Below are 25,982 nucleotides of genomic sequence, written 5' to 3' on the forward strand. Positions count from 1 at the left end.
TCATACTATTATAGGTTCCACAAAAGTGACATTTTCATAAGTGAATCCTAAGGTGACATTATCACAAGTTAACAACAATTCTACGGGTTAGAACTTGAAAAGATCATATACAAAGGTTATAATAAGACAGATTGATTACGAAAGTTTGGAAAGTTAGGAGAAAGAATAATGGAAAAAACAATGGAAAAGATTGTCGCTCTGGCAAAATCCAGAGGTTTTGTGTATCCGGGTTCTGATATCTACGGTGGCCTTGCCAATACCTGGGATTACGGCAATTTAGGTGTGGAATTAAAGAACAATGTTAAGAAAGCCTGGTGGCAGAAATTTATTACGGAAAGTCCATATAATGTGGGTGTGGACTGTGCAATTTTGATGAATCCTCAGACATGGGTGGCCTCCGGACATCTCGGCGGTTTTTCTGACCCTCTGATGGACTGCAAAGAGTGTCATGAAAGGTTCCGTGCTGACAAGATTATTGAAGATTACTGTGCGGAAAAGGGAATCGACATTGATGGTTCAGTGGATGCCTGGTCACAGGAAAAGATGAAAAATTTTATCGACGAGCATCAGATACCATGTCCTACCTGCAAAGCTCATAATTTTACAGATATCCGTCAGTTTAATCTGATGTTTAAAACCTTCCAGGGTGTTACTGAAGATGCAAAAAATACTGTATACCTGCGCCCTGAAACAGCACAAGGGATTTTTGTTAACTTTAAAAATGTACAGAGGACTTCAAGAAAGAAAATACCCTTTGGCATTGGACAGATTGGTAAATCTTTCAGGAATGAGATTACACCGGGTAATTTTACTTTCCGTACCCGTGAATTTGAGCAGATGGAATTGGAATTTTTCTGTGAACCAGACACAGATTTGGAATGGTTTGACTACTGGAAGAATTTTTGCCTGAACTGGCTTAGCACTCTTGGATTAAAAGACGATGAAGTTCGTTACAGGGATCATGATAAAGAAGAGTTGAGCTTTTACAGCAAGGCGACTACAGATGTGGAATTCCTTTTCCCCTTTGGTTGGGGTGAGCTTTGGGGAATTGCAGACAGAACAGATTATGACCTGACACAGCATCAGAACGTATCCGGTCAGGATCTTACTTATTTTGATGATGAGAAGAAACAGAAATATATTCCTTATGTAATTGAACCGTCTCTTGGTGCGGACCGCATGGTACTTGCTTTCTTATGCAGTGCCTATGATGAAGAAGTTCTGGATAAAGAAAAGGGAGATGTACGTACGGTTCTTCATTTCCATCCTGTCCTTGCACCTGTAAAAATTGGTGTGCTGCCTTTGTCAAAAAAATTAAATGATGGAGCATGGAAAATCTATGAAGAACTGTCAAAGAAATACAACTGTGAATTCGACGACAGAGGAAACATAGGAAAACGTTACCGCCGTCAGGACGAAATAGGTACTCCATTCTGCATAACCTTTGACTTTGAGTCCGAGCAGGACGGAGCAGTAACTGTAAGAGACAGAGACACGATGGAACAGGAAAGAATTAAGATAGAAGATTTGAAAGCATATTTTGAAGATAAATTTACGTTCTAGTGTCCAGAGGAGGGGGACGTGTTCTTTCTAAAAAGAACACGTTCCAAAATACATCTGGGGTGTCCCATTTCAAAACAGACCTGTCCCATATGTAGATTATAAAAAACTAAATGAGAGAAGGTGAATATTTATACCGAGAACAGCAAGAAAAAGAAGTTCTACAGATCTTTACCATATTATGGCGAGAGGAATTAATAAAGAGGACATATTTCATGACAAAAGCGATAAAAAGGTCATGCAATACCTTATCAAAAAGTATCTGGAAAAAGTTCCTGTGGAAATACATGCGTACTGTATTATGAGCAATCATCTCCACCTTTTAATAAAGGCAGAAATGCCGGAATTATCTAAATACATGGCTTATATTCTTTCTACTTTTGCGGAATATTATAATAGAAAAAAGAATAGATCTGGTTATGTGTTTCAGAGTCGTTATAAAAGTCAAAGTATTGAGGATGAAGGATACTACTGGAACTGCCTTCGATATATTCATATGAATCCAGTAAAAGCTAATCTGACAAAGGACATAAGGTCCTATCTTTTCTCCAGTTTCGGAGAATTTTCCAGTTTAAATTCTAATATAATACATGAAAATGCTAAGAGACGATATGAGGAGGCATTTATGGGACAAAAAGAATTTTTATGGTTTCATAAACAGCCTAACAGGATACTCCTGGATGACGTAGAATCTGATATGGAAATAGTCAGAGTTGATATCTCTTTGGGAATCTTAGCGGATTTGCAGGAAAAAGCATCTGGAATACCAATGAAAGAGGTATTGAAAATGCCATTATTTAAAACAAATTTCAGGAAAGAAATAAGAAAAAACCTACATCTTTCCGATAAAAAAACAGATGTTTTGATTAAACAAATTGAGAAGGTTTTGTAGGTAAAAGGGACAGGTCTGGTTCAGTTTGGGACACCGTGTAATGATTTTGGGACGTGTTCTTTTTAGAAAGAACACGTCCCCTTTTCTTCAAAATACACTTGTATATTTTGTACATTTTTGATATAATTATGCGTAGAAATTGTGCAAAATATGGAGGTGCGGAATATGAAAGGTAACGTAATTGTAGGACAATCAGGAGGACCCACGGCGGTCATTAATTCTAGCCTGGCAGGTGTATATAAAACAGCGATTGACAGAGGAGCAGCTAAAGTTTACGGCATGAGATACGGCATTCAGGGATTTCTGGATGAGCAATATGTAGATTTATCAAAGCATATTAAGAGTGATATGGACATTGAACTTTTAAAGAGAACACCCTCTGCTTACCTTGGATCCTGCAGGTATAAGCTGCCCGAAATCCACGAAGACAAGGCTATTTATGAGAAGATTTTTGAAATTTTAAATCGCTTGGAGATTGAATGCTTCATATACATCGGCGGCAATGATTCTATGGATACAATAAAGAAATTATCCGACTATGCGATTATTACAGGACAGTCCCAGAAGTTTGTGGGAGTTCCCAAGACGATCGATAACGATCTTGCTCTTACAGATCATACCCCTGGATACGGGAGCGCGGCAAAGTATATCGGAACATCGACGAAGGAAATTATCCGTGACGGAATGGGCCTTTCTTATAAGAAGGTTCTCATCACTGTGATTGAAATCATGGGCAGAAATGCAGGCTGGCTTACAGGAGCTTCTGCTTTGTCTGTAGGCGAGGACTGTGACGGACCGGATCTTATCTATCTTCCAGAGATACCATTTGATATAGATAAATTTATGGAAAAAATCAGAAATCTTATCAAGAAAAAGAATAATGTTGTTGTTGCAGTGTCTGAGGGCATCAAGCTAAAAGATGGCCGGTATGTCAGTGAGCTTTCCGGAAATGCAGAGTATGTAGATGCGTTTGGACATAAGCAGCTCACAGGTTCTGCTACGTATCTCTGTAATCTGATCAGCTCAGAAATAGGATGTAAGACTCGCTCTGTGGAGTTCAGCAGCCTCCAAAGAAGTGCATCGCATCTTGCCTCCAGAGTAGATATTAATGAAGCATTTATGGTTGGAGGGGCAGCTGTGAAGGCCGCAGATGAAGGGGATACCGGCAAGATGGTGGTAATTGACAGAGTATCTGACGATCCGTACCAGTGTGCAACTGGAATCTATGATGTACATAAGATTGCCAATGATGAGAAGCTGGTGCCAAGAGAGTGGATAACGAGAGACGGCACTTATATCACGGAGGATTTCCTTAATTATGTAAGGCCTTTGATTCAGGGAGACTACGCTCCGTTTATGGTAAATGGAATCCCAAGACACTTATATTTTCCGAAGAAATAAGCGTTAATGCAGGCAAAAGGGCGAGATCCGTTGTGGATTTCGCCCTTTATTTTATGACTTTTTTACCTGCTTTTGAGTAAATGTATGAAACTGGGAAAAACTTATAAATGACACTTGACTATGAAAAGTCTTGTGTTAAAATGATTTATGTGCGATTATTCGTAGACAAGGTAACTATTGAGTATTTTTCGAATTCATGGCAGCGGAAAATATTCAAAAATTATACATTTACATTTAGGAGGAATTATCAAATGGCAAAATGGGTTTACTTATTTAAAGAAGGAAACGCAGATATGAGAAACCTTCTTGGCGGAAAAGGAGCTAACTTAGCAGAGATGACTAATTTAGGGCTTCCTATCCCTCAGGGTTTCACAGTTACAACAGAAGCTTGTACTGATTATTATGAAAGTGGTAAAATGATCACCGATGAAGTACAGGGCCAGATTTTTAAAGCTTTAGAAGAGCTTGAAAAAATGCAGGGCAAAAGTTTCGGTGACACAGAAGATCCATTGTTAGTATCTGTACGTTCCGGAGCAAGAGCATCTATGCCTGGTATGATGGATACCATCTTAAACTTAGGTTTGAATGATGTTTCCGTAGAGGGCTTTGCTAAGAAAACAGGAAATCCAAGATTTGCATATGATTCCTACAGAAGATTTATTCAGATGTTCTCCGATGTTGTTATGGAGATGAGCAAATCATTCTTCGAAGGAATTTTAGACGAAGTAAAAGCTGAAAAAGGCGCAAAATTCGATACAGATTTAACAGCCGATGACTTAAAAGAAGTAATCGCTAAATATAAAGCAATTTATAAAGAAAAAATGGGAGATGAATTCCCTCAGGATCCCAAGGTTCAACTAATGGAAGCTGTAAAAGCAGTATTCCGTTCCTGGGACAACCCTCGTGCCATTGTATACCGCCGTATGAATGATATCCCTGGTGACTGGGGCACTGCCGTTAATGTACAGGCAATGGTATTCGGCAACATGGGAGAAACCTCCGGTACAGGTGTAGCCTTCACGCGTAACCCATCCACAGGCGCAAAGGGTATCTATGGGGAATATTTAATCAACGCGCAGGGCGAAGATGTAGTTGCTGGTATCCGTACTCCTCAGCCAATCTCCAAATTACAGGAAGATATGCCGGAATGCTATGATGAATTCATGAAAATCGCTCATAAACTGGAAGATCACTACCGTGATATGCAGGATATGGAATTCACCATCCAGGAGGGCAAATTATACTTCTTACAGACACGTAACGGTAAGAGAACAGCTCCTGCTGCTATCCAGATCGCTTGTGACCTGGTAGACGAAGGAAAGATCACGAGAGAAGAGGCTGTTTGCAGAATTGATGCTAAATCACTGGATCAGTTACTGCACCCAACCTTCAATGCAGACGCTTTAAAAGCAGGCCAGGTAATCGGTTCCGCTCTTCCCGCATCTCCAGGTGCAGCAGCCGGTAAAGTATACTTTACAGCGGATGACGCTAAAAATGCAGCAGCAGCCGGCGAAAGAGTAGTCCTGGTTCGCCTTGAGACTTCACCGGAAGATATCGAAGGTATGCATGCAGCAGAGGGTATCTTAACAGTTCGCGGCGGTATGACATCACATGCTGCAGTAGTGGCTCGTGGAATGGGAACAGCCTGCGTATCCGGATGCGGTGAAATTCAGATCGACGAAGAAGCTAAATACTTTGAGCTTGGCGGACAGAAAATCGTGGAAGGAGACTACATCTCCTTAGACGGATCCACAGGTAAAATCTATTTAGGAGATATTAAGACAGAAGAAGCTGCAATCAGCGGAAACTTCGACAGAATCATGAGATGGGCTGACAAGTTCAGAACATTAAAAGTAAGAGCAAATGCTGACACTCCTCTTGATACAAAAAATGCAATTAAATTAGGTGCTCAGGGAATCGGCCTCTGCCGTACAGAGCATATGTTCTTTGACGCTGAGAGAATTCCGAAGATCCGTAAAATGATCCTCTCTGATTCTGTAGAAGCAAGAGAAGCAGCCTTAAATGAACTGATTCCTTTCCAGAAAGCAGACTTCAAAGCAATGTATGAAGTTCTGGAAGGCAAGCCAATGACTGTTCGTTACCTGGATCCGCCTCTTCACGAGTTTGTACCTACAGATCCGGAAGATATCGCAGCATTAGCAAAGGATATGGGCTTAACTCCGGAAGAAGTAAAAGCAAAATGCGATGACCTTCATGAGTTTAACCCAATGATGGGACACAGAGGATGCCGTCTTGCGGTAACCTACCCTGAAATCGCAAAGATGCAGACAAGAGCTGTAATGGAAGCAGCAATCGAGGTATCCAGAGAGAAAGGATTTAAGATTGTTCCGGAGATTATGATTCCGTTAGTTGGAGAAAAGAAAGAGTTAAAATTTGTGAAAGATGTAGTTGTTGAGACTGCTGAAAAAGTGAAGGATGAAAAAGGCTCTGATATCCAGTACCGCATCGGAACCATGATTGAGATTCCCCGGGCCGCTTTATTGGCTAACGAAATTGCAGAGGAAGCTGAATTCTTCTCCTTCGGAACCAACGACTTAACACAGATGACCTTCGGTTTCTCCCGTGATGACGCCGGCAAATTCTTAGATGCGTACTATAAAGCTAAGATTTATGAGTCCGATCCATTTGCAAGATTAGATCAGAGCGGTGTAGGACAGTTAGTAGAGATGGCTGCTAAGAAAGGCCGTTCTACAAAGGCAGGCATTAAGTTGGGAATTTGTGGTGAGCACGGCGGAGATCCAAGCTCCATCGAATTCTGCCATAAGATTGGCTTGAACTATGTATCTTGTTCACCGTTCCGTGTGCCGATTGCTAGATTGGCAGCAGCTCAGGCGGCTTTGAACAATAAATAATTTAAAATGTACAAAAAGAACGTTTATTTCCTAGTAGGGGTAAACGTTCTTTTTTGTTGCAAAAGTACAGATATCAACAAATCACACAAATTATCTCAAGAAAAAGTATTCGATTTGCATATATATACTGACTTATCTGGATAAACCTGGTATATTATTTGTAATAGACGCGTAAAAACCAACATATATCTACAAAAGGAGTTTTTATGGCAAAGTTTTTGGCACATATTAGCGATGATAAGTCAAGAGAGCAAAGCGTTCAAGAACATCTTAAAAATACTGCCCTGCTAGCCGGCCAGTTTGCGGATAAATTTTGCTGCAGAGATTGGGGCTTCGGCTGTGGAATGCTTCACGATATTGGTAAATATTCAAAAGAATTTCAACTCAGACTTCCCGGCGGTCCTATTGTAGATCATGCAACTGCTGGCGCTAGGGAACTATACAGCCGCGGCTATCTTATGGCGGCCTATTGCGTTGCCGGACACCATTCCGGTCTGCCGTATGGAGGAACACAGGCAGATATTGCAGGCAGTTCCACTCTGTATGGCAGGATGAAAAAGCAATTAAAAGATTATCAGGCATATCAGTCAGAGATTGTGATGCCGGAGTTTACAAACCCTCCGCTTGTGCCTGTGGGCCGCGGAGGTTTTAGTGTATCTTTTTTTATCAGGATGTTGTATTCCTGTCTGGTAGATGCAGACTTTCTGGATACAGAACAATTCATGTCAGACGGAACTGCCAGAAGAATACAAAAAGCTTCTATGGAAGAGCTGCTGCAAAGTCTCCGGGCCTACATTACTCCATGGATGGAGCAGACCGAACAAGCAACAGTGAATGGCAAAAGAACAGCAATCTTACAGGCCTGCCTGGATAAAGGAAAAGAAAAACAGGGGCTTTACACGCTGACCGTTCCCACAGGGGGAGGAAAAACCGTATCTTCACTTGCCTTTGCTCTTCAACATGCCGTAGAACATCATTTGGACAGAGTAATCTATGTGATACCTTATACTTCAAGTATTGAACAGAATGCCCAGGTATTCCGGGACATACTGGGGAGTGAAAATGTGCTGGAAGACCACTGCCATGTATCCTACGAGAGTGAAGAAGAGCTGCTGCATCAGCAGCTGGCAGCCGAAAATTGGGATAAATCTTTAGTCGTAACTACAAATGTACAGTTCTTTGAGTCCCTGTTTTCCAACCGCTCTTCCAAATGCCGTAAATTGCATAACATTGCCAACAGTGTTGTTATCTTTGACGAGGCACAGATGCTGCCGGTAAATTATCTGAGTCCCTGTGTACGTGCAATCAGTGAGTTGATCTGCAATTATCACAGCACTGCTGTACTGTGTACGGCTACACAGCCCTCTCTGAATAAGATATTTCCAGGGGAGGTTCAGGTGAAGGAGAGCTGCAATAATACCCGGGAAAACTGTAAGACCAAGTTTTTTGCGTTTACGAAAAGTGATGAATTCAGAGTGCCTTCCGTATTGAAACAGCCGATCGCTGTGACGGAACAAATCTGCAGAAAATATAAGGACATTTCCTCGTTAGAAGCTATACATGAATATTTCGAACGGTTATACTGCTTTAAAGGCGAAGGGCTGGATGCAAAAGAGATCGTTTCACAGTTTGAAGATGGGGTAAAAACCAGCAGTTACCCTTTTGAGACCGCAGCAAATGAATTTCGTATTATTGAAAATAAGACAAAAACCATTCTGATATGTCAGGAGGAGGAAGGAGCCAGGCTGGCTGAAAAAATGCGGTTAGGTTTGAGAACCAGGAAATTGCTGAGGGATGTGGGAAACTATTGTGTCAGTGTTTATGAAAAGGATTTTAAAGCCTTAAATGCTGCCGGAAAACTTGAAGTTCTGGATGAAGAGTTTGCTGTGCTGCGCAACTGTGAGCTGTATTCAGAGGATGTAGGTCTTATCATTGATGCAAGCAGAGGGGATGCCGTATTTTATTAGAGAATCAATACGAGGAAATGAAATAGTTATGAGTCGTGGTGTGAAAGTAAGATTTTGGGGTGATTATGCACTATTTAGCCGCCCTGAGATGAAAGTGGAACGATGCAGCTATGATGTGATTACGCCATCAGCCGCACGGGGAATGTTGGAAGCCATATACTGGCACCCGGGCATGAAGTGGATTATAGATAAGATCTATGTAAGAAGTCCAATACAATTTACGAGTGTAAGGAGGAATGAGGTTAAGAGTAAGATTTCAGGCAGCAATGTGCTGAATGTTATGAATGGGGGAGATAAGGCATTATACTTGTGCAGCAGAGAGGAAATTGCCCAGAGGGCAGCAATTCTGTTAAAAGACGTAGACTATATTATAGAGGCCCACTTTGAAATGACGAATCAGGCGAATGCCGGCGACAATTCGGGCAAATTCAAAGATATTATTGTACGGCGCTTAAAAAGGGGAGAGTGCTATCACACCCCTTACTTTGGATGCAGAGAGTTTCCTGCTAAATTTGAACTTTACATAAACGAGGAAGTACAGACTGCATATCCGGAGGAGGATAAGGATTTGGGGTATATGTTATATGACTTCGATTATTCAAATCCGGAAAATATCCAGCCTATGTTTTTCAGAGCTGGTTTATGCAAAGGGATTTTAGATGTAAGAGACTGTGAGGTGGTACGATGATACTTCAATCTCTGGTAAACTACTATGAGGCTTTGGCTGGTGACGGTAAGGTGACTAAACCTGGATGGTGTGAGGCAAATGTGTCTTTTGCTTTGGATATTTCTTATGAGGGAGAGCTGCTTGGTGTAATTCCATTGACCAGGGTAGAAGAACGGGGAAAGAAGAAAGTAGAACTGCCTCAGAGAAAGAAGGTTCCCCAGATGGTATCCCGATCTTCCGGGGTTTCTGCAAATTTTTTGTGTGATAATTCCAGCTATATTTTGGGAGTTGACAATAAAGGAAAACCCGAACGCTCCATAGAGTGCTTCCAATGTGCAAAGGAAAAACATTTGGAAATCCTTGAGCCTGTAGAAAATGAAATCGCTGCTGCTGTCAAAGCCTTTTTTGAACACTGGAATCCGGAGGAAGCCCTCACAAGCCCTGCTTTGGTACCGATGAAAGAGGAGATACTGGCAGGTGGAAATTTACTATTTTATGTAGACGGGGTGTATCCTCAGGAGGACTTTGAGATTAAAGAGAGGTGGAAGGAATACCTGAAAGACAGCTCCAAGGCTCCGGACGGTCTCTGCATGGTAACTGGAAGACATTCGGAAATTGCCAGAACCCATGGGACAATAAAAGGGGTGCAGGGAGCACAATCCAGCGGTGCAGCACTTGTATCCTTTAATGCCACAGCATTCGAATCTTATGGAAAGGAGCAAAGCTATAATGCACCGGTTGGGACATATGCAGCCTTTGCGTATACGACAGCACTGAATTACCTGCTCAGAAACAGAAAATATTTTTGCACAATCGGGGATACCACGGTGGTATATTGGGCTGAAAATGGCTTAGAAGAGTACCAGAACGTGTTCTCTGCAGTGTCTGAGCCAAGCGTTGATAATCAGGAGATTGTGGCAGGCGTATTTCAAAACCTTTCGTCCGGAAAGGCCGTTGATGTGGAAGGCATAACGACAAAATTACAAATGTCTCAGAAGTTTTTTATACTGGGACTTGCACCCAATGCTGCAAGAATTGCTGTCCGATTCTTTTATCAGGACAGTTTCGGAAATATTCTTCAACATTTGCAGCAGCACTATAGGCGTATGGAGATTGTTAAGCCGCTGACTGATACTATGGAGAATCTCCCTGGCTTTGGATTTAATTGAAGAACTGCGTCGCGTGCTGGCAGATAGGTTCGTCTTAACCCTGATTAATAAAAAGATAGTCAATGGAAAGGGATTTACAAAAAAAGAAGATGGTGCGATTGTGATGGATGATGCAACTAGAAAAATAGTACTCACAGAATGGCAGAACAGGAAAAAGGATATAATTACCCATCCATATCTTGGTGAAAAGATAGAGTGGGGGATGGTACCGTTTACTCAGGCAATGCTGCTTGCCAGGTATTTGAGAGGAGACTTGGATGAATACCCACCATTTTTTTGGAAGTAAGAGAGGTTTTATATGCTTGTCTTGATTACATATGATGTCAATACAGAAACAAATGCAGGTAAGGCTCGTTTAAGAAAGGTAGCAAAACAGTTCGTGAATTACGGAACTCGTGTGCAAAATTCAGTGTTTGAATGTATTTTGGATAACACCCAATGTGTTACATTAAAAGCAATCCTATCATAAATTATTGATGAAAATGTTGACAGCCTGCGGTTCTATTATCTGGGAAATAATTTTAAAAATAAGGTTGAACACATGGGTGTGGAACGCGGAGTTGATGTTGTTGATACATTAATATTCTAGTGCGAATGTAAAGTGAACATAAAAATGCCGGGGGATTCGCACCTGAAAAAGCAAGAGAATGTATAGTAAAAGTAGACAAAAAGGATGCCACATGATATGCTGAGAAGATAAAAGTGTATAAAATGTATATATGTTCCGTTGTGAATGCTGATATTTTGTGCACTTTTGCTGTCGCTCCCCTTACGGGAGCGTGGATTGAAATAAAGAAGAAAAGGAAATGGTGCAGGGCTTTATGTCGCTCCCCTTACGGGAGCGTGGATTGAAATTAAATCCGTTCAGAACAGCGATTACATCATCATCGTCGCTCTCCATAGGTAGTACCATTTGATTGATTCCCACAACGCCTGACAAATGGAAATAGGCAATTTTCCTGCCAGTGTGTAGTGGTATGTTCTGCTCTGCTTTTTCCGGCTTCTGGCTGCAGATGTTACGGATGGAAATGTAATTCAATAACTTCTTATTGTTCTTTTGTTTGATGGAATCATCAGAGAAACTAAGGGAGAGAGGGTTTGTGCTTATCTATATATCCTACATACACTAATTTACAGTTGAAGATAAAACAATAAAATGATACCATAGACAAGTAACATTTTCTTCTTCAAAAAGAGAAGCTAGGATTCTGTACCTCTATAGTTGGAGAAGTGAGTCACCAAATGCATGAGCAAAGGCAGTTACCGGCGGATGGGAGTGGGTATTCCTTATTGACAAAAGGTCAATCCGCGCATCTATAAAATATTAGTCTGACGGTGCAAAATTGCCGAATTTGGATTGAAACAAGATAAATTGCAGCCACCTTTAGAAAAAGAGGACACAATGATACAAAAAAAGATAAAAGACCTGGATCTGCAGCAGATTGCTCAATCGGGCCAATGCTTTCGTATGGAGAGACAGAACAGCAGTACATATTCAATCATCGCCCACGGTGTGTACCTGGAGATCACCCAGCACGGGGAAGATTATACGCTATCCTGCTCTGAAAAGGAGTTTCAGAAGCTGTGGCGGGAATATCTGGATTTGGATACGGATTACGGAGAAATAAAAAATTCTATAGATACGGAAGATTCGTATTTGAACAGCGCAGCGAACTATGGCTGGGGAATCCGTATATTAAAGCAGGATTTATGGGAGATGATAATTACATTTCTTATTTCTCAGAATAATAATATACCGAGAATCAGAAACAGTGTCCGGCGTCTTTGCGAAGCAGCTGGGGAAAAGAGAGATACAAGGCAGGGAAGTGTATATTTTACCTTTCCCTCGCCGGAAGCAGTGCTGGAGGCAGGCCCTGAAGTTTTGGGAAAACTGGGGCTTGGGTACCGGGAGAAGTATATCTGCCGGATGGCAGAAGCTGTTGCAGAAGGAAGTTTGAATCTGGAGAAGCTGAAAAAAGCAGATTATGAAAGTGCACACAAAGAATTGATGCTGCAATATGGAATCGGCAGGAAAGTGGCAGACTGTATCTGCCTGTTTGGCCTGTACCATGTGGAAGCCTTTCCGGTGGATACACATATAAAAAGGATATTGGATCTGCACTATCCGGAGGGGTTTCCCTACTTGCGGTATCAGGGGTATGCGGGGATTTTACAGCAATATATGTTTTATTATGACCTGAACCAAGAGGGCAGAGAGAAAAAAGAGAATACCATAAGCTATAAGAGAGGTTACACAGCATGAAAAAATTAATAACACTACTTGTAATGGCTGCTATGATGTCTGCTTTGATAAGCGGATGTGGAAAAACAGAGAATGCAGAAGAAAATAAGACAGATACAGAGTCTGCCGGCACACAAGAGGAAGCAGATAAAGTGACTTCCGGTGGGGAACAGCAGACAGGAACACATCACATTAAAATTAACATAAAAGATTATGGAACCATATCTGCAGAACTGGACGGGGACAGTGCGCCCATAACCGTGACTAATTTTATGAAGCTTGCCGGGGAGGGATTCTATGATGGACTGACATTCCACCGCATTATCAGCGGTTTTATGATTCAGGGGGGAGATCCTAACGGAAATGGTACCGGAGGGGCTGATGAGACCATAAAAGGTGAATTTGCGAATAATGGCGTGGACAATCCGTTGTCTCATACCCGTGGGGCGCTTTCTATGGCCCGCGCCAGGGAGATGGACAGTGCCAGCTCTCAGTTCTTTATTGTCCATCAGGACAGTCCATCTCTGGACGGGGACTACGCTGTGTTTGGATACGTAACAGAAGGGATGGAAATTGTAGATAAGATATGTGAAGATATCCAGACAGAAGATGCGAACGGAACTGTGGCGGCAGGGGATCAGCCGGTGATCGAGAGTATTGAGGTTATCGACTAATCTAAAAATAATTTCAATCAAGAGTTTATGAGTTGCCAATCATTTCCACAGGGGGAGCATCTCATTTATGCCAGGGGCATACGGGATGACATGAAGTGATAGAATAGTTGAATAAAGAAAGATGCAGGGACGATATGGGTTCATCCGATGAGGATGAGCCAATACCGTCCCTGTTATTATAATACGCGGTTGTTCTATGGCTGCGCGTCCAGATTCTGTGCAAGCAGCTTTTGCTGCTTGCACAGATACCGGTATTCTGAGATATTGATCCCTTCTGTCTCCTTAAAAAGACGGGACAGAGTGCTGGCAGAGCTAAAACCTACGGCGTCAGCGATCTCGTCAACAGAGTAATCTGTATCAAGGAGATAATTTTTGGCATAACTGATTCGGTACTGGGTTAATGTCTTGGAAAGACTTGCTCCAAAATACTCCTTGAACAGCCGGTTGGCGTGTCTGGGAGTCATATAAAAATGATCTGCCAGATCTTTCAGTGCCAGATCCTTGTTCTGATAGTTAGCATGCAGAAATTTAGTGAATGCAATGGGCAGCGTTGTGGCTTCTGCCTGGGAGGTTGTGTGAGTAGGAGGCATAAAGTTCCTGATGATAGAGAGCAGAAATGCAGTGTAGTGTGATTTCAGCATATAAAACCACCCCCACTCCTTTGTTACAGCCTCTTCTTCCATCCAGGGAAGGTATTTGGAACAGTTATAGTTATCCTTACAGATTAAAAAGTTCTGCTTTTGAGCAAATTTAAAAAAAGTATCCATATGTATCGGTTCGAATTCCACGGTATAGTCATTTGAGTAGGGGGAGGTTCTGGGATAGATATTGAAAACTACGGTGATGTATACCTTTCTTTGTTCCGGCTTGTACAGCGTACCGTGCTTTACCCCGGGATTTAAAAATAAGAACTCTCCCGCTTTGACATTTTGCGGTGTCCCCTCCACCAGATTATCTAATTCCCCCTCCACAACATAATATACTTCAAATTCCCTTGGATGACTGTGGGGAAATTCCACCGTGTTTTCGTCATGACGGTCTACATAGCTGATACATAAATCATAGGAATTCAGAGAGACCGTGTTTGTGTTAGGATTGCAAAGCGGGTGTATAGGCTGATGGTACATGACAGATTCCCTCCTTTAGATAATGATAGTCAATAATGCTGTATAGAAAAAGAATTCTGAAAAGAAAAACCTTTAGATATTATAACACAATAAGTAAAAAAAAGGAATCTGTTTCGTCGTAATTGATTTGATATTTTATCAACAATCTTATTCAAAAAGGACGGAATTGAATTTCTACGTGTCCTTTTGAAGAATGGTAAAAAAATGTTGTGCAATATATACTAAATACAACAAAGATAAGTCGCAAATCAAGTTATATTACCGAACATACGGGAGGAGCAGGAAAAATAAGTGGTTAAAATAACGGGAAGTGTATGCGGCTTATGAAATAAGTACCGGACAAAGGCAGTACAGGGCGCCCAAGTAACCGCTATCGTCCAGAAATCCAAATCAGACGGAGGAAATTTCTATGAGTAAAAACCTTAAGGATCCCGCTAACTGGGTGAAGACCAGTTCACAGTATGGATACTACAAGTTGGAAAAAAAAGAAATACTGGGGTATTCATCGGTAGACTTTGCAATGAACCTGGTGTTTCAGTGTATTGCCTTGTACATCAGTTATTTCTATACAGACATTTTTGGACTGAAAGCATCCCATGTTGCTATGCTGTTCGCGGTTTCCCGTCTCTGGGATGCCATCAATGACCCTATGATGGGAACTATATGTGAACGGCTGAATCCAAAGAAGGGTAAGTACTGGATATACATTATGTATGGGGCGATTCCCTTTGGCGTGGTAGCAGTGCTCACGTATACTACCCCTGGATTTGCGTATAACATGAAACTTGTGTGGGCGGCTATTACATACAATCTGTTAAATATGCTGTATACATTTATTATTCAGCCATATATATCAGCGGCCTCCCTCATGACAAACGATCAGGATGAGAGAACGAAGCTTCAGTCCACACGAATGATGTTTGCACAGTCCGGCGGTGTTCTCTGTGCCATTATGCTGCCGAATTTAAGCGGTTTCTTTACGAGATATATGACACTTGCTCAGGGATATATGGTAACGACTGTTATTATGGCGGTCATCATGGTAACAATTTTACTTTGGGCTTCCCATCAGATTGTTGAGAGAGTTCCGGCCCCGCCGATTGACCCTAACAACAAGGCAAATATTAAAGATGTATTTACCCTTTTATTTACGGTAGGACCTGTCTTCCTTATGTTTGTCCTGTTTCTGGGTGTATATACCTTAAGTCAGGTACAGTCCACCATGGGTGCCTATTATATTAAATACTATGCCGGAAGAGAGGATATGCTTTCCTGGTTCTCTATGATGATGATGCTTCCCTCTGTATTTGGTGTACCCTGCGTACCATTCCTGACAAAGAAGATAAAGAAAAAAGGTACGGTTATGTTAGGACTTGCACTGGCAGCAGCAGGGTCTCTGCTTCTCTACTTAATGCCTCCTTCCGCCATTGCCGGAATGATGGCATCCCGGGGAGTAACAGCATTTGGATATGGTATCTTAATGGGAATTCTGTGGTCTATCATCACTGACCCGGTAGAATATGCGGACTTAAAAACCGGGAAAAGATATACAGCCATTGTAATGACATTAATTGGATTAGGAATAAAATTTGCTATGATTATCGGCGGTTCTCTGCCTACCGCAGTGCTGAGTGCTTCAGGTTATGTGGCAAACGAAGCTCAGACAGAGAGCACTCTTGCAGCTATCAGGAATCTGACGTCCCTGCTTCCTCTGGCAGTGGTTGTGGTCACCATGGTTATCTTCGGAGCCTTCTATCACCTCAATGAAGAAAAAGTGGTTGAGATTCAGAGGCAGATAGCAGAAAGAAATGCAGCCAGAAAATCGGCATAATAAAGTAAAAATAGAACAGAAAAAACGAAATGGAGGGATTGATTTGAAATCAATATCAGTAGTTAAAGTGGGAAGCTTAAGAGACCCGGACGAGAGTAAGAGAGGGAAAGTAGCTGTTCTGGATATTCCGGAACAGGAAGTAGGGCCGGAGGATGTAAAAATCAAAGTCGCATACTGTGCAATCTGCGGTTCGGATCCTCATTTGGTGGAGAATATCTTTGGGTGGGAACCCCCCTTTGGCCTTGGGCATGAAGTCTCCGGCGTTATCGTGGAGCTGGGGGAAAAAGCAACGCAGAAAGGGTTAAAAGTGGGGGATCGGGTTGCCGGCAATTTCCTCAGGTTCTGCGGTACTTGCTATTACTGCCAGAACGGACAGCAGCAGTTCTGTGAACACGCAGATGAGTATAACCGCCCGGGAATGAGTGAATATATTGTCTGGCATGAATCTCAGGTATATAAACTTCCTGACGATGTAAGCCTTGAGGAAGGATGCCTGCTGGAGCCGATTTCCATTGCCGTCCGTCTGATGGATAAGGTAAGTCCCAGATATGGGGAGAGAATCGCTATATCCGGGGGAGGCCCTATCGGACTACTGGCACTGCAGTCATTAAAAATGTATGGGGCCACCAGTTTGACCTTGATAGAGCCTATCCCTGAGCGAAGAGAGCTGGCTTTGAAATACGGAGCGGAATATGTGGTTGACCCCGTGAATTCCAGCACAGTGGAGGAGGCAATGAAAATAACAGACGGAAGAGGTTTTGATACCGTGATTGACTGTTCCGGTTCTGTAAAAGCGGTATATGATTTGCCGAAAATTACGGCAAAAGGCGGAAAACTGATCTACGGTGCTATGTATCCAAATGATTTTGAGATGCCATTCAATCTGTATAAATACTGTTATTTTAATGAACTGACAGTAACCGGATTTTATGTGGCCCCCTATACCTTCCCCAGGGCGGTGCAGGTCTTATCCAAATATGATCTTTCCGATTTTACCAGCAAGATCTTCTCCATCGATGAGGCAGAGGAAGCATTCAAGGCCCAGGTATCCGGGAAGTATCCGAAAATATTAATTAAATGCAGCGAGGACATATAAAGAAAGTCTGGAAAGGAGCTATCAAATGAGTACAGTAGAAATGAAACGTGTAATTGAATTAGAGGATAAGTGTTTAAAAATCAGAAAGGATCTTTTGAACTTTATCTACCGCATTGGAATGGGGCATCTGGGAGGAGAATTATCCATTGTTGAGATGGCAGTCGCCCTGTACTATGAATATATGAATTATGATCCGGCAGATCCGAAGATGGAGGACAGAGATCGCTTTGTGTTAAGCAAGGGGCACTGCAGCGAGACGTTATATACGATTTTCCAGGATATGGGCATGTATACCATGGACTACATGGTAGAGCACTTCGAAACCCTTGACACAGCAAAATTTGGTATGCATTCGAACAGAAAATATGTGCCTGCCATAGAAGTATCCGCGGGCTCACTGGGGCATGGACTTCCTGTCGCTGTGGGTATGGCTCTGGGTGCAAGAGCAAAAAAAGCACCCTGGAGAACCATTGTTATGGTAGGAGACGGTGAAATGGACGAGGGTACCAACTGGGAGGCAATTATGGCAGCGGGCCATTACCAGCTGGGGAATCTGGTTGCTATTGTGGATAAGAATCAGGTACAGATGACAGGCCCTACAGCCAATGTTATGAACCTGGATCCATTGGATAAAAAGTTAGAGGCCTTTGGCTGGGAGGTCATCAATGTGGAGGACGGCAATGATATGCTTCAGGTATGTGAAGCGCTGGAGAAGCTTCCAAAGGCGGATCCGGTTACTCCAAGGAAACCTATTTTCATTATATCCAATACCATAAAAGGCAAAGGCGTTGACTTTATGGAAGGCAATTATAAATGGCACGGAGGCGGTATCGCGAAAGAACAGTTAGAAGAAGCACTTGCTGACGTAGAAAAGAATAGGAAGGTGAGATAGTATGGCAGTACAAACAACTTTTGATTTTGACCAGATGTTATCCAATGCAAGAGAGGCATATGGAGAAGAATTAATGAAACTTGCAGATGAAGGAAGAGAATTCCTGTTTACGTACAGTGATAATGTTGCCCCATCCTCCAGTGCAGGAAAAATGGTTGCAAAGTATCCGGACAGATGCTTTAACTTTGGCATCGCAGAACCAAACCAGGTGGGCGCCTCCGCAGGTATGGCGCTGGCAGGGCACATTGTATTTGCTCAAGTGTTTGGTCCCTTCCTTCCACTGCGTGCAGCAGACCAAATCCATACCGATATTGCGTACAACGATGTGAATGTACGTCTGATTGGGACCCATTCCGGTGTTACCGCAGGGGGAGGCCCCACCCATAACGACATTGCGGATCTGGCTTTATACCGTGCCATACCTAACCTTACGGTGGTAGTTCCCGCAGACGCTGACCAGTGCCGGAAGGTTATCAGGAAATCCATGGACCATGAAGGCCCTATGATTATCCGGATAGACAGAGCCGGTTCACCTAATATTTATGCGGAAGACTACGAATATGAGATTGGCAAAGCCATAGATGTGCTGGAAGGCAGGGACGCTGCAATTATTTCTACCGGATCAAGTATCTATGAGTCCATGATGGCAGCTAAGCTTTTAGGCGAAGAAGGACTCAGTGTAGGTGTTTTGGATATGCACACAATTAAGCCGCTGGATACAGAAGCGATCTTAAGAGTTGCCAATACCACCGGAAACGTTGTGACAGTGGAGGATCACTCCATCAACGGCGGTCTGGGCGGAGCAGTAGCCGAGATTTTATGCGAAGCCGGATACAGGGGTAAATTCAAACGAATCGGAATGCCGGATCAATTCTCTGTACTGGGAGATCCGGACGAGATTTATAAATACTATGGCATGGACCGGGCAAGTATTGCTAAGACAATCAGAACCATGCTGGGATAGGAGGCAAGACGAATGACGGATTTTGGAAATTTCTCCCTGGATTTTTTTAGTCTGAAGGGGAAGGTAGCAATTATCACAGGAGCCAATCAGGGACTTGGCATGGCATATGCGGCAGCCTTTGCAAAGGCCGGGGCAGATCTGTTTATTCCGCACTTTACACCAGACACTGCAGAGGTAAAGCAGTTGGTAGAGGCAGAAGGCAGGCGGGTAGAATTCCTTCAGGGTGACCTTACCAAAAAGGATTACATTCAGCAGGTGGTAGATACCTGTGTGGAGAAATATGGAAGAATAGATATTCTGGTGAACAATGCAGGCGCCAGCGCCTTTGCCCCATTTGATGAGTACCCTGACAAATACTGGGATATGTGCATCAATCTGGATTTGAACGCGGTATATTTCCTGTCTCATGCGGTTTCTAAGATTATGAAGCAGCAGGGCGGAGGCAAAATTATAAACATAGGTTCCGCACTGTCGTATACCGCTGATAAGCACTGTCCTCCATACACAGCGGCAAAACACGGTGTTATTGGATTGACCAGGGTGTTTGCCAATGAGCTGGGAGAATTTAATATACAGACAAATGCGATTTCTCCCGGATTTCTGGCCACTGAAGTAAATGCAGAGCTTCGCAAGGACCCTGCTTTCTACAATAAGATTACAAACCGGATTCCGGCAGGACGCTGGGGCGAGATGGAAGACCTCATGGGGACCATAATTTATCTGGCCAGCAGGGCGTCTGACTACGTAAACGGCTGGAGCATCAGCGTAGACGGCGGTTTTACGACAACCTTATAATCCTTTCCTCCTATAGTGTATACTCAGGGGCCCCCCAATATATACCCCTGGGTACAGAGTAAGAAAAACGGCATGCAGTATGCCGTTTTTCTGTGTATAAAGAGATGGGAAATGTGGTTATACAGCGCAGAAGACTTCGAATTCCTTTGACGGCAGGGGCCTTGAGAAGATATATCCCTGTACCATATCACAGCCTATATCTCTAAGATAATCCAGCTGTTCCTGCACTTCGATACCTTCGGCTACTGTGCGTACATTCAGTTTCTTTGCAAGCTCAATTAAGCAAGCAATGACGTCTCTTGATTTTTCTTTCGAAATGTCCAGGAAAAACTGACGGTCCAGTTTTATGGTGTCTACATCAAACTCTTTTAATAAGCCCAGAGAGGAGAAGCCGGAACCAAAATCATCCAGAGAACATAGAAAACCCAGACAATGCATTTTATGAATACTTTTTTTCACAATCTCAATCTGCTGAGGATCAAGTAAAATAGATTCTGTTAACTCAAATTCTATGGTATTTTGGGGAATATGGTATCTCCCGGCAATTTCAGAGAATGATTTCAGAAACTCTGGATTTTTAAAATGCTGCCGGGACAGATTGACAGATACGGGGAGCCAGGGCTGCCCCTTTTGATTCCATTGCTGCAGAAGTCTGCATACTTCCTCAAACATATAAAGGTCCAAACGGCAGATTTTCCCATTTCGTTCAAAAATAGGAATAAAATCAGATGGAAAGATAATTCCTTTTTGAGGATGTATCCAACGGACAAGAGCTTCCGCACCAGCGATACCGCCATCAAGCAGCCTGACTTTAGGCTGCAGATATACCTGAAAATCGTGATTCTTCAGTGACTGCTCGAACAAGTCGTTGAGCTCCTGCTCTGTCTGCAGCTGCCTTGTAAAATCAGCATCATAAAAGGCACATGACGGATGAGCGCCGGAGGCCTGATTCTGATAAGCGGTTCTTGTACGATCCTGGATAATTGTGAGTTCAAGGGTGGGATCATCTATCAGATAGGCACCTTGCAGAATGGTAAGATAGTAAGGAGTCTCTCTGGTTTTGTTAAAAGAATTAATATCATGAATCATGGCATCAAGTCTGAACTGAATGGCCTGCTTCTCCCGCTCTTTGATACACAAAAAGAAATTGTCGGCCTCACTGCGGGCGGCAAATTCCCCGGGTTCCGTATGGCGAAGCAGTATCTTATAGATGTAGCGCAGGGTATCATTGCCTGCTGCAGTTCCGTAATTTTCGTTTATAAGCTTAAATCCCTTTACGTTAAGCATGATAAGCGTATAAGTAAGAGGAGGAGCTGCTTTAACTAGTTCCTCATACTGAAGCTGAAATGCAGAATAATTCATACCGCCCGTAACCGGATCAGAAAAAGCAAGCTGCTCCAGATGCTTCCGGTGGTAACTGTAAAATCGGAGTATAGAAGCCAGGAATAGAATAAAAACAACGGCAATGCCTCCGATAATAAGGAATGTCTTCACAGTATAAACGTTAGCCCCATAGGAGATCAAGTCCGCAGGGATTAAAGTCAGAAGCACCCATTGATTAACATTGAGAGGGTGATAGGACATAATCAGTTCATCACCGTTTACTGCTGTAAAAGGGAAGACCCCATCCCTATTCGACTTCATATTGTCCATCATTTTAACTATTTCATTTTCTGTATTCCTGTCTTTTCCGCTTTTAAATATATCATCTAATTGTAGAAAAGGTTTTAACTCTGTGGGAGAGACTACCACTTTCCCGCTATTATCAATGATACAGGTCAGGCTTTCCCCTGAAAATGCCTTGGGCTGAATCAGGGACTGAATATTTTCCTTCCTGTGGATTCCTGTCAGGACACCAATAATCTCGCTGCCGGAATAAACCGGAGTGGAGTAGAGAAGACTCTGTCCTTCTATGTAGGCTACCTCAGTATTTCCCTGCAGGGATTCTTGGACACTGGGCAGTTGCCAAAGATCCTGAGCATCAGATACAGAAGGAATTGTGTTTCCCCGGGAATCTATAAAAATTAGAATATCAAAGTCCAAAATCTCTGCTTTTCTGTTAAGAAATTCCTTCAGTGCTTCAGTACCTGTACTGTAATCAATTTTGGATATGGAGTCTGCAAGCAGGATCATGTTCTGCTGATTACTCTCCAGGCGTGCAGTAATATCCTCTGCCAGCTGACAGGTAACATCTTTTGCATAATTCTCTGTACTGTAGTTGAGCACGGACCGCAGATTTGAAGTATTCCAAAGTGTTAAAACAATAATGATAATTAAAATAACAGAGAGAATACATAGCTGCGTTCCTGGGGTGAAAGCTGGCCTGCGGCGGTGGGATACACTATTTTGTGTTTTGTACATTTTTATATATCTCCTGTTAACTAAAACTATTTGAATCGATTTAGAGAAATTGTATCTGTTTTCTATATATTTTATTACTTTGTTTAGCGGAATGCAATATATTATCTGCATATATATACATATGGTACGAAAAAAACTTTCTGTGACGGATATAATCTACAGCAACTTTCATTCCCTTTGATTGCGTTAATAAACATCTCATGGTAAACTACTATTATCTAGAGAGAAAAGGAGATACACTACTTTATGAAAAGAGAAGATATTCACAAAGTACTGATAATCGGTTCCGGACCGATTATCATCGGACAGGCCTGTGAGTTTGACTACTCAGGAACTCAGGCCTGTAAGGCATTAAAAAATCTGGGTTATGAAATTGTACTGGTCAATTCCAATCCCGCGACCATTATGACAGACCCGGAGACTGCTGATGTAACTTATATCGAACCTCTGAATGTAAAAAGGCTGACTCAAATTATCGAGAAGGAGCGCCCCGACGCACTTCTTCCCAATCTGGGAGGACAATCTGGGCTGAACCTTTGTTCCGAGCTGGCAGCTGCAGGTGTATTGGAGAAATATAATGTAAAGGTAATCGGCGTACAGGTAGACGCCATTGAACGAGGGGAAGACAGAATAGAATTCAAGAAAACCATGGCTGGTCTGGGCATCGAGATGGCCAGAAGCGAGGTGGCTTATTCTGTGGAGGAAGCGCTGTCTATTGCAGAGAAATTGGGATATCCGGTTGTCCTGCGTCCCGCCTACACCATGGGAGGCGCAGGGGGAGGCCTTGTATATAATGTGGAAGAGCTGAAAACTGTGTGTGCCAGAGGCCTTCAGGCCAGCATGGTAGGACAGGTGCTGGTGGAAGAATCTATACTGGGCTGGGAAGAGCTTGAACTGGAAGTGGTAAGAGATGCTAAGAATAATATGATAACCGTATGTTTCATTGAAAACATTGATCCTCTGGGGGTTCACACAGGAGATTCCTTCTGCTCAGCTCCTATGCTTACTATATCTCAGGAGGTTCAGGACCGCCTTCAGGAACAGGCATACAAGATTGTGGAGGCAATTGAAGTCATCGGCGGTACAAATGTACAGTTTGCCCATGATCCGGTTACAGATCGTATTATTGTAATAGAAATCAATCCGAGAACCTCCCGCTCCTCCGCATTGGCTTCCAAGGCCACCGGATTCCCCATTGCTCTTGTCTCAGCCATGCTCGCCAGCGGACTGACTCTGGATGAAATACCCTGCGGCAAATATGGTACTTTGGACAGATATGTACCCGGCGGAGACTATATTGTGATTAAATTCGCCCGCTGGGCCTTTGAAAAGTTTAAAGGCGCTGAGGATAAACTCGGCACACAAATGCGTGCGGTTGGGGAAGTTATGAGTATTGGCAAAACCTATAAAGAGGCCTTTCAGAAAGCCATCCGCAGTCTGGAAATAGGAAGAGCCGGACTGGGGGGAGCCAGGGACTTTGCTGTAAAAAGCAAAAAAGAACTTCTGAAAATGCTGGCAATCCCCAGCAGTGAGCGCCACTTCATTATGTATGAAGCACTACGAAAAGGTGCGTCTGTAGAGGAGATTTTTGAACTTACCAAGGTTAAGCGGTACTTTATTGAGCAGATGAAGGAATTGGTAGAGGAGGAAGAAGCGTTAAAGGCAGAGAAAGGAAAGGTTCCTGCTGCTGATGTGCTTCGTCAGGCAAAGCTGGACGGATTTTCTGACAAATATCTGGGCCAGATTCTGGAAGTCCCGGAGGAACAGATTCGTACAGCCCGCACGGAGGCAGGCATTGTGGAAGCGTGGGAAGGAGTGCATGTCAGCGGAACCAAAGATGCCGCATATTACTATTCCAGCTACCATATAAAAGATGAGAGTCCTGTGAATACAGACAAGCCCAAGATAATGATTCTGGGCGGGGGTCCCAATCGAATTGGTCAGGGAATTGAATTTGACTACTGCTGTGTGCATGCGGCTATAGCGTTAAAAGAACTGGGTTTCGAGACAATTATTGTTAACTGTAATCCGGAGACAGTTTCCACGGATTACGATACCTCTGACAAGTTATATTTTGAGCCTCTGACCCTGGAAGATGTGCTCAGTATACACGAGAAGGAAAAACCGGTGGGAGTCATTGCCCAGTTTGGCGGGCAGACGCCTCTGAATCTTGCGGAAGATCTAAAAAAGGCCGGGGTAAATATTCTGGGCACTACTCCTGAGACCATTAATATGGCAGAGGACAGAGACCTGTTCCGGGCTATGATGGATAAGCTGAATATTCCTATGCCTGAAGCTGGGATGGCGGTTGACGTGGAAGAGGCGCTTGCCATTGCTGAGAAGATCGGATATCCGGTTATGGTACGTCCGTCCTTTGTACTGGGCGGGCGCGGGATGGAAGTGGTGCACGACGCAGAGGCATTGACTTATTATATGAAGGCCGCGGTAGGAGTAACACCGGACCGTCCTATTTTGATTGACCGTTTCCTCCACCATGCCACAGAGTGTGAGGCGGATGCTATAAGCGACGGCACAGATGTCTTTGTCCCCGCTGTTATGGAACATATTGAGCTTGCCGGGATTCACTCCGGGGACTCTGCCTGCATACTTCCTTCTAAAAATCTGACCGCAGAACAGGTGGAAACGATCAAGGAATATACCAGAAAAATTGCGGTAGAGATGAATGTTGTGGGACTTATGAATATGCAGTATGCTATTGAGGACGGTGTGGTCTATGTGCTTGAGGCCAATCCAAGAGCATCCAGAACCGTACCCCTGGTATCAAAGGTCTGCAACATTAAGATGGTGAAGCTGGCCACGGATATTATGACTTCACACCTTACCGGCAGAAAGTCTCCGGTTCCGGAATTGAAAGAAAAGACCTTCTCCCATTATGGGGTGAAAGAGGCCGTATTCCCATTTAATATGTTCCAGGAAGTAGACCCTCTGCTAGGGCCGGAGATGCGTTCCACCGGGGAGGTCCTGGGAATGGCTGAGAATTTCGGGGAGGCGTTCTTCAAAGCGCAGGAAGCTACTAAGACAGAACTGCCTCTGGAGGGAACTGTCCTTATCAGTGTCAGCGACAGGGATAAGCCTGAGGTGGCAGAGGTGGCCCGGGGACTGCATGAACTGGGATTCAGGCTTATGGCCACAGGCAGAACGCAGGAACTGATCGCAGATGCGGGAATTCCGGTTAAGAAGATTGCTAAAATAAATGAGGGAAGGCCTAATATACTGGATGAGATGACAAACCAGAAGATTTCTATGGTAGTGAATACTCCGGTGGGCAAGAAGGGTGCCGTGGATGACAGTTACATCCGAAAGGCCGCTATCAAGTATAAGATTCCATACGTGACAACCATGGCTGAAGCCAAGGCGACGGTAGAAGGAATCAGGGCGGCGAAAGCCGGTAAATTCTCTGTTCAGTCACTTCAGGAATTCCACAAAAATATAAGATAAACTGATTTCCGG

At 43.3% G+C, this 25,982-nt stretch carries 17 protein-coding genes and 2 pseudogenes; 17 read left to right on the forward strand and 2 right to left on the reverse strand.

The annotated features are described in order from the left end of the window. The first annotated feature begins 168 nt into the window (after positions 1–168). From GKG41_RS07320 to GKG41_RS07370, 11 genes and pseudogenes are all read left to right on the forward strand, one after another. The gene (locus GKG41_RS07320) at positions 169–1,563 is read left to right on the forward strand and encodes a glycine--tRNA ligase (RefSeq protein WP_154257884.1); all 1,395 of its coding nucleotides are present in this window, start codon (positions 169–171) and stop codon (positions 1,561–1,563) included. 178 nt (positions 1,564–1,741) lie between these two features. After that, positions 1,742–2,452 carry a transposase gene (locus tag GKG41_RS07325; protein ID WP_154257885.1) on the forward strand — a complete coding sequence of 237 codons (711 nt, stop codon included), beginning with the start codon at positions 1,742–1,744 and terminating at the stop codon, positions 2,450–2,452. Positions 2,453–2,617: 165 nt separating this feature from the next. Next, positions 2,618–3,853: a 6-phosphofructokinase gene (locus tag GKG41_RS07330; RefSeq protein WP_072851395.1), complete on the forward strand. Its 1,236-nt coding sequence runs from the start codon at positions 2,618–2,620 to the stop codon at positions 3,851–3,853. Between the two features lie 251 nt (positions 3,854–4,104). Beyond that, a complete protein-coding gene (gene ppdK / locus GKG41_RS07335; RefSeq protein WP_154257886.1) occupies positions 4,105–6,726 on the forward strand; it encodes a pyruvate, phosphate dikinase in 2,622 nt (873 codons plus the stop codon). Between the two features lie 206 nt (positions 6,727–6,932). Next, positions 6,933–8,693: a CRISPR-associated endonuclease Cas3'' gene (locus GKG41_RS07340; RefSeq protein WP_154257887.1), complete on the forward strand. Its 1,761-nt coding sequence runs from the start codon at positions 6,933–6,935 to the stop codon at positions 8,691–8,693. A gap of 28 nt (positions 8,694–8,721) precedes the next feature. Beyond that, complete coding sequence (gene cas5c / locus GKG41_RS07345) at positions 8,722–9,381, forward strand: type I-C CRISPR-associated protein Cas5c (RefSeq protein ID WP_154257888.1); 660 nt, start codon at positions 8,722–8,724, stop codon at positions 9,379–9,381. Next, on the forward strand, positions 9,378–10,529 hold the full coding sequence (gene cas8c, locus GKG41_RS07350; RefSeq protein ID WP_154257889.1) for a type I-C CRISPR-associated protein Cas8c/Csd1: 1,152 nt from the start codon (positions 9,378–9,380) through the stop codon (positions 10,527–10,529). Before cas5c ends, cas8c begins: the two co-directional genes overlap by 4 nt. After that, positions 10,501–10,815 (forward strand): annotated as a pseudogene (locus tag GKG41_RS07355) (CRISPR-associated endonuclease Cas1); the annotation flags it as partial. The gene cas8c and the pseudogene GKG41_RS07355, both read left to right, overlap by 29 nt. Positions 10,816–10,827: 12 nt before the next feature. After that, positions 10,828–11,118 (forward strand): annotated as a pseudogene (gene cas2, locus GKG41_RS07360) (CRISPR-associated endonuclease Cas2). An 813-nt stretch (positions 11,119–11,931) separates the two neighbouring features. Then, positions 11,932–12,792, forward strand: a complete 861-nt coding sequence (locus GKG41_RS07365; RefSeq protein ID WP_154257891.1) for a DNA glycosylase — start codon at positions 11,932–11,934, stop codon at positions 12,790–12,792. After that, positions 12,789–13,445 carry a peptidylprolyl isomerase gene (locus GKG41_RS07370; protein WP_154257892.1) on the forward strand — a complete coding sequence of 219 codons (657 nt, stop codon included), beginning with the start codon at positions 12,789–12,791 and terminating at the stop codon, positions 13,443–13,445. The genes GKG41_RS07365 and GKG41_RS07370 overlap by 4 nt, the downstream gene beginning before the upstream one ends. Positions 13,446–13,639: 194 nt before the next feature. Here GKG41_RS07370 and GKG41_RS07375 read toward each other — a convergent pair whose 3' ends face one another. Further along, a complete protein-coding gene (locus tag GKG41_RS07375; protein ID WP_154257893.1) occupies positions 13,640–14,572 on the reverse strand; it encodes a helix-turn-helix domain-containing protein in 933 nt (310 codons plus the stop codon). Positions 14,573–14,981: 409 nt separating this feature from the next. Here GKG41_RS07375 and GKG41_RS07380 point away from each other — a divergent pair, with 409 nt between their 5' ends. From GKG41_RS07380 to GKG41_RS07400, 5 genes are read left to right on the forward strand one after another with little or no spacing between them, the layout of a single operon-like run. Next, positions 14,982–16,403 carry a glycoside-pentoside-hexuronide (GPH):cation symporter gene (locus tag GKG41_RS07380; protein WP_154257894.1) on the forward strand — a complete coding sequence of 474 codons (1,422 nt, stop codon included), beginning with the start codon at positions 14,982–14,984 and terminating at the stop codon, positions 16,401–16,403. Positions 16,404–16,446: 43 nt separating this feature from the next. After that, positions 16,447–17,499 (forward strand): alcohol dehydrogenase catalytic domain-containing protein, encoded by a 1,053-nt coding sequence (locus tag GKG41_RS07385; RefSeq protein WP_154257895.1) that lies wholly within the window; start codon positions 16,447–16,449, stop codon positions 17,497–17,499. Between the two features lie 25 nt (positions 17,500–17,524). Continuing rightward, positions 17,525–18,391, forward strand: coding sequence for a transketolase (locus tag GKG41_RS07390; RefSeq protein WP_154257896.1), 867 nt, complete (start codon positions 17,525–17,527; stop codon positions 18,389–18,391). Position 18,392: 1 nt separating this feature from the next. After that, the gene (locus GKG41_RS07395) at positions 18,393–19,355 is read left to right on the forward strand and encodes a transketolase C-terminal domain-containing protein (protein ID WP_154257897.1); all 963 of its coding nucleotides are present in this window, start codon (positions 18,393–18,395) and stop codon (positions 19,353–19,355) included. A 12-nt stretch (positions 19,356–19,367) separates the two neighbouring features. Then, positions 19,368–20,150, forward strand: coding sequence for an SDR family oxidoreductase (locus GKG41_RS07400; protein WP_154257898.1), 783 nt, complete (start codon positions 19,368–19,370; stop codon positions 20,148–20,150). 117 nt (positions 20,151–20,267) lie between these two features. On the opposite strand, the gene GKG41_RS07405 is transcribed toward GKG41_RS07400, so the two are convergent. Then, positions 20,268–22,511, reverse strand: a complete 2,244-nt coding sequence (locus GKG41_RS07405) for an EAL domain-containing protein (protein WP_154257899.1) — start codon at positions 22,509–22,511, stop codon at positions 20,268–20,270. Positions 22,512–22,757: 246 nt separating this feature from the next. Here GKG41_RS07405 and carB point away from each other — a divergent pair, with 246 nt between their 5' ends. Further along, positions 22,758–25,970, forward strand: a complete 3,213-nt coding sequence (gene carB / locus GKG41_RS07410) for a carbamoyl-phosphate synthase large subunit (RefSeq protein ID WP_154257900.1) — start codon at positions 22,758–22,760, stop codon at positions 25,968–25,970. Positions 25,971–25,982 lie beyond the last annotated feature (12 nt).

Source organism: Lactonifactor sp. BIOML-A5 (genome assembly GCF_009677585.1).
Lineage (GTDB): Bacteria > Bacillota > Clostridia > Lachnospirales > Lachnospiraceae > Lactonifactor.

Coding starts and splice junctions, on each gene's coding strand:
- GKG41_RS07380 (WP_154257894.1), top strand. CDS start 14,982: ATGAGTAAAAACCTTAAGGATCCCGCTAACTGGGTGAAGACCAGTTCA.
- GKG41_RS07365 (WP_154257891.1), top strand. CDS start 11,932: ATGATACAAAAAAAGATAAAAGACCTGGATCTGCAGCAGATTGCTCAA.
- GKG41_RS07390 (WP_154257896.1), top strand. CDS start 17,525: ATGAGTACAGTAGAAATGAAACGTGTAATTGAATTAGAGGATAAGTGT.
- cas8c (WP_154257889.1), top strand. CDS start 9,378: ATGATACTTCAATCTCTGGTAAACTACTATGAGGCTTTGGCTGGTGAC.
- carB (WP_154257900.1), top strand. CDS start 22,758: ATGAAAAGAGAAGATATTCACAAAGTACTGATAATCGGTTCCGGACCG.
- GKG41_RS07370 (WP_154257892.1), top strand. CDS start 12,789: ATGAAAAAATTAATAACACTACTTGTAATGGCTGCTATGATGTCTGCT.
- GKG41_RS07320 (WP_154257884.1), top strand. CDS start 169: ATGGAAAAAACAATGGAAAAGATTGTCGCTCTGGCAAAATCCAGAGGT.
- ppdK (WP_154257886.1), top strand. CDS start 4,105: ATGGCAAAATGGGTTTACTTATTTAAAGAAGGAAACGCAGATATGAGA.
- GKG41_RS07340 (WP_154257887.1), top strand. CDS start 6,933: ATGGCAAAGTTTTTGGCACATATTAGCGATGATAAGTCAAGAGAGCAA.
- GKG41_RS07325 (WP_154257885.1), top strand. CDS start 1,742: ATGGCGAGAGGAATTAATAAAGAGGACATATTTCATGACAAAAGCGAT.
- GKG41_RS07330 (WP_072851395.1), top strand. CDS start 2,618: ATGAAAGGTAACGTAATTGTAGGACAATCAGGAGGACCCACGGCGGTC.
- cas5c (WP_154257888.1), top strand. CDS start 8,722: ATGAGTCGTGGTGTGAAAGTAAGATTTTGGGGTGATTATGCACTATTT.
- GKG41_RS07405 (WP_154257899.1), bottom strand. CDS start 22,511: ATGTACAAAACACAAAATAGTGTATCCCACCGCCGCAGGCCAGCTTTC.
- GKG41_RS07395 (WP_154257897.1), top strand. CDS start 18,393: ATGGCAGTACAAACAACTTTTGATTTTGACCAGATGTTATCCAATGCA.
- GKG41_RS07400 (WP_154257898.1), top strand. CDS start 19,368: ATGACGGATTTTGGAAATTTCTCCCTGGATTTTTTTAGTCTGAAGGGG.
- GKG41_RS07375 (WP_154257893.1), bottom strand. CDS start 14,572: ATGTACCATCAGCCTATACACCCGCTTTGCAATCCTAACACAAACACG.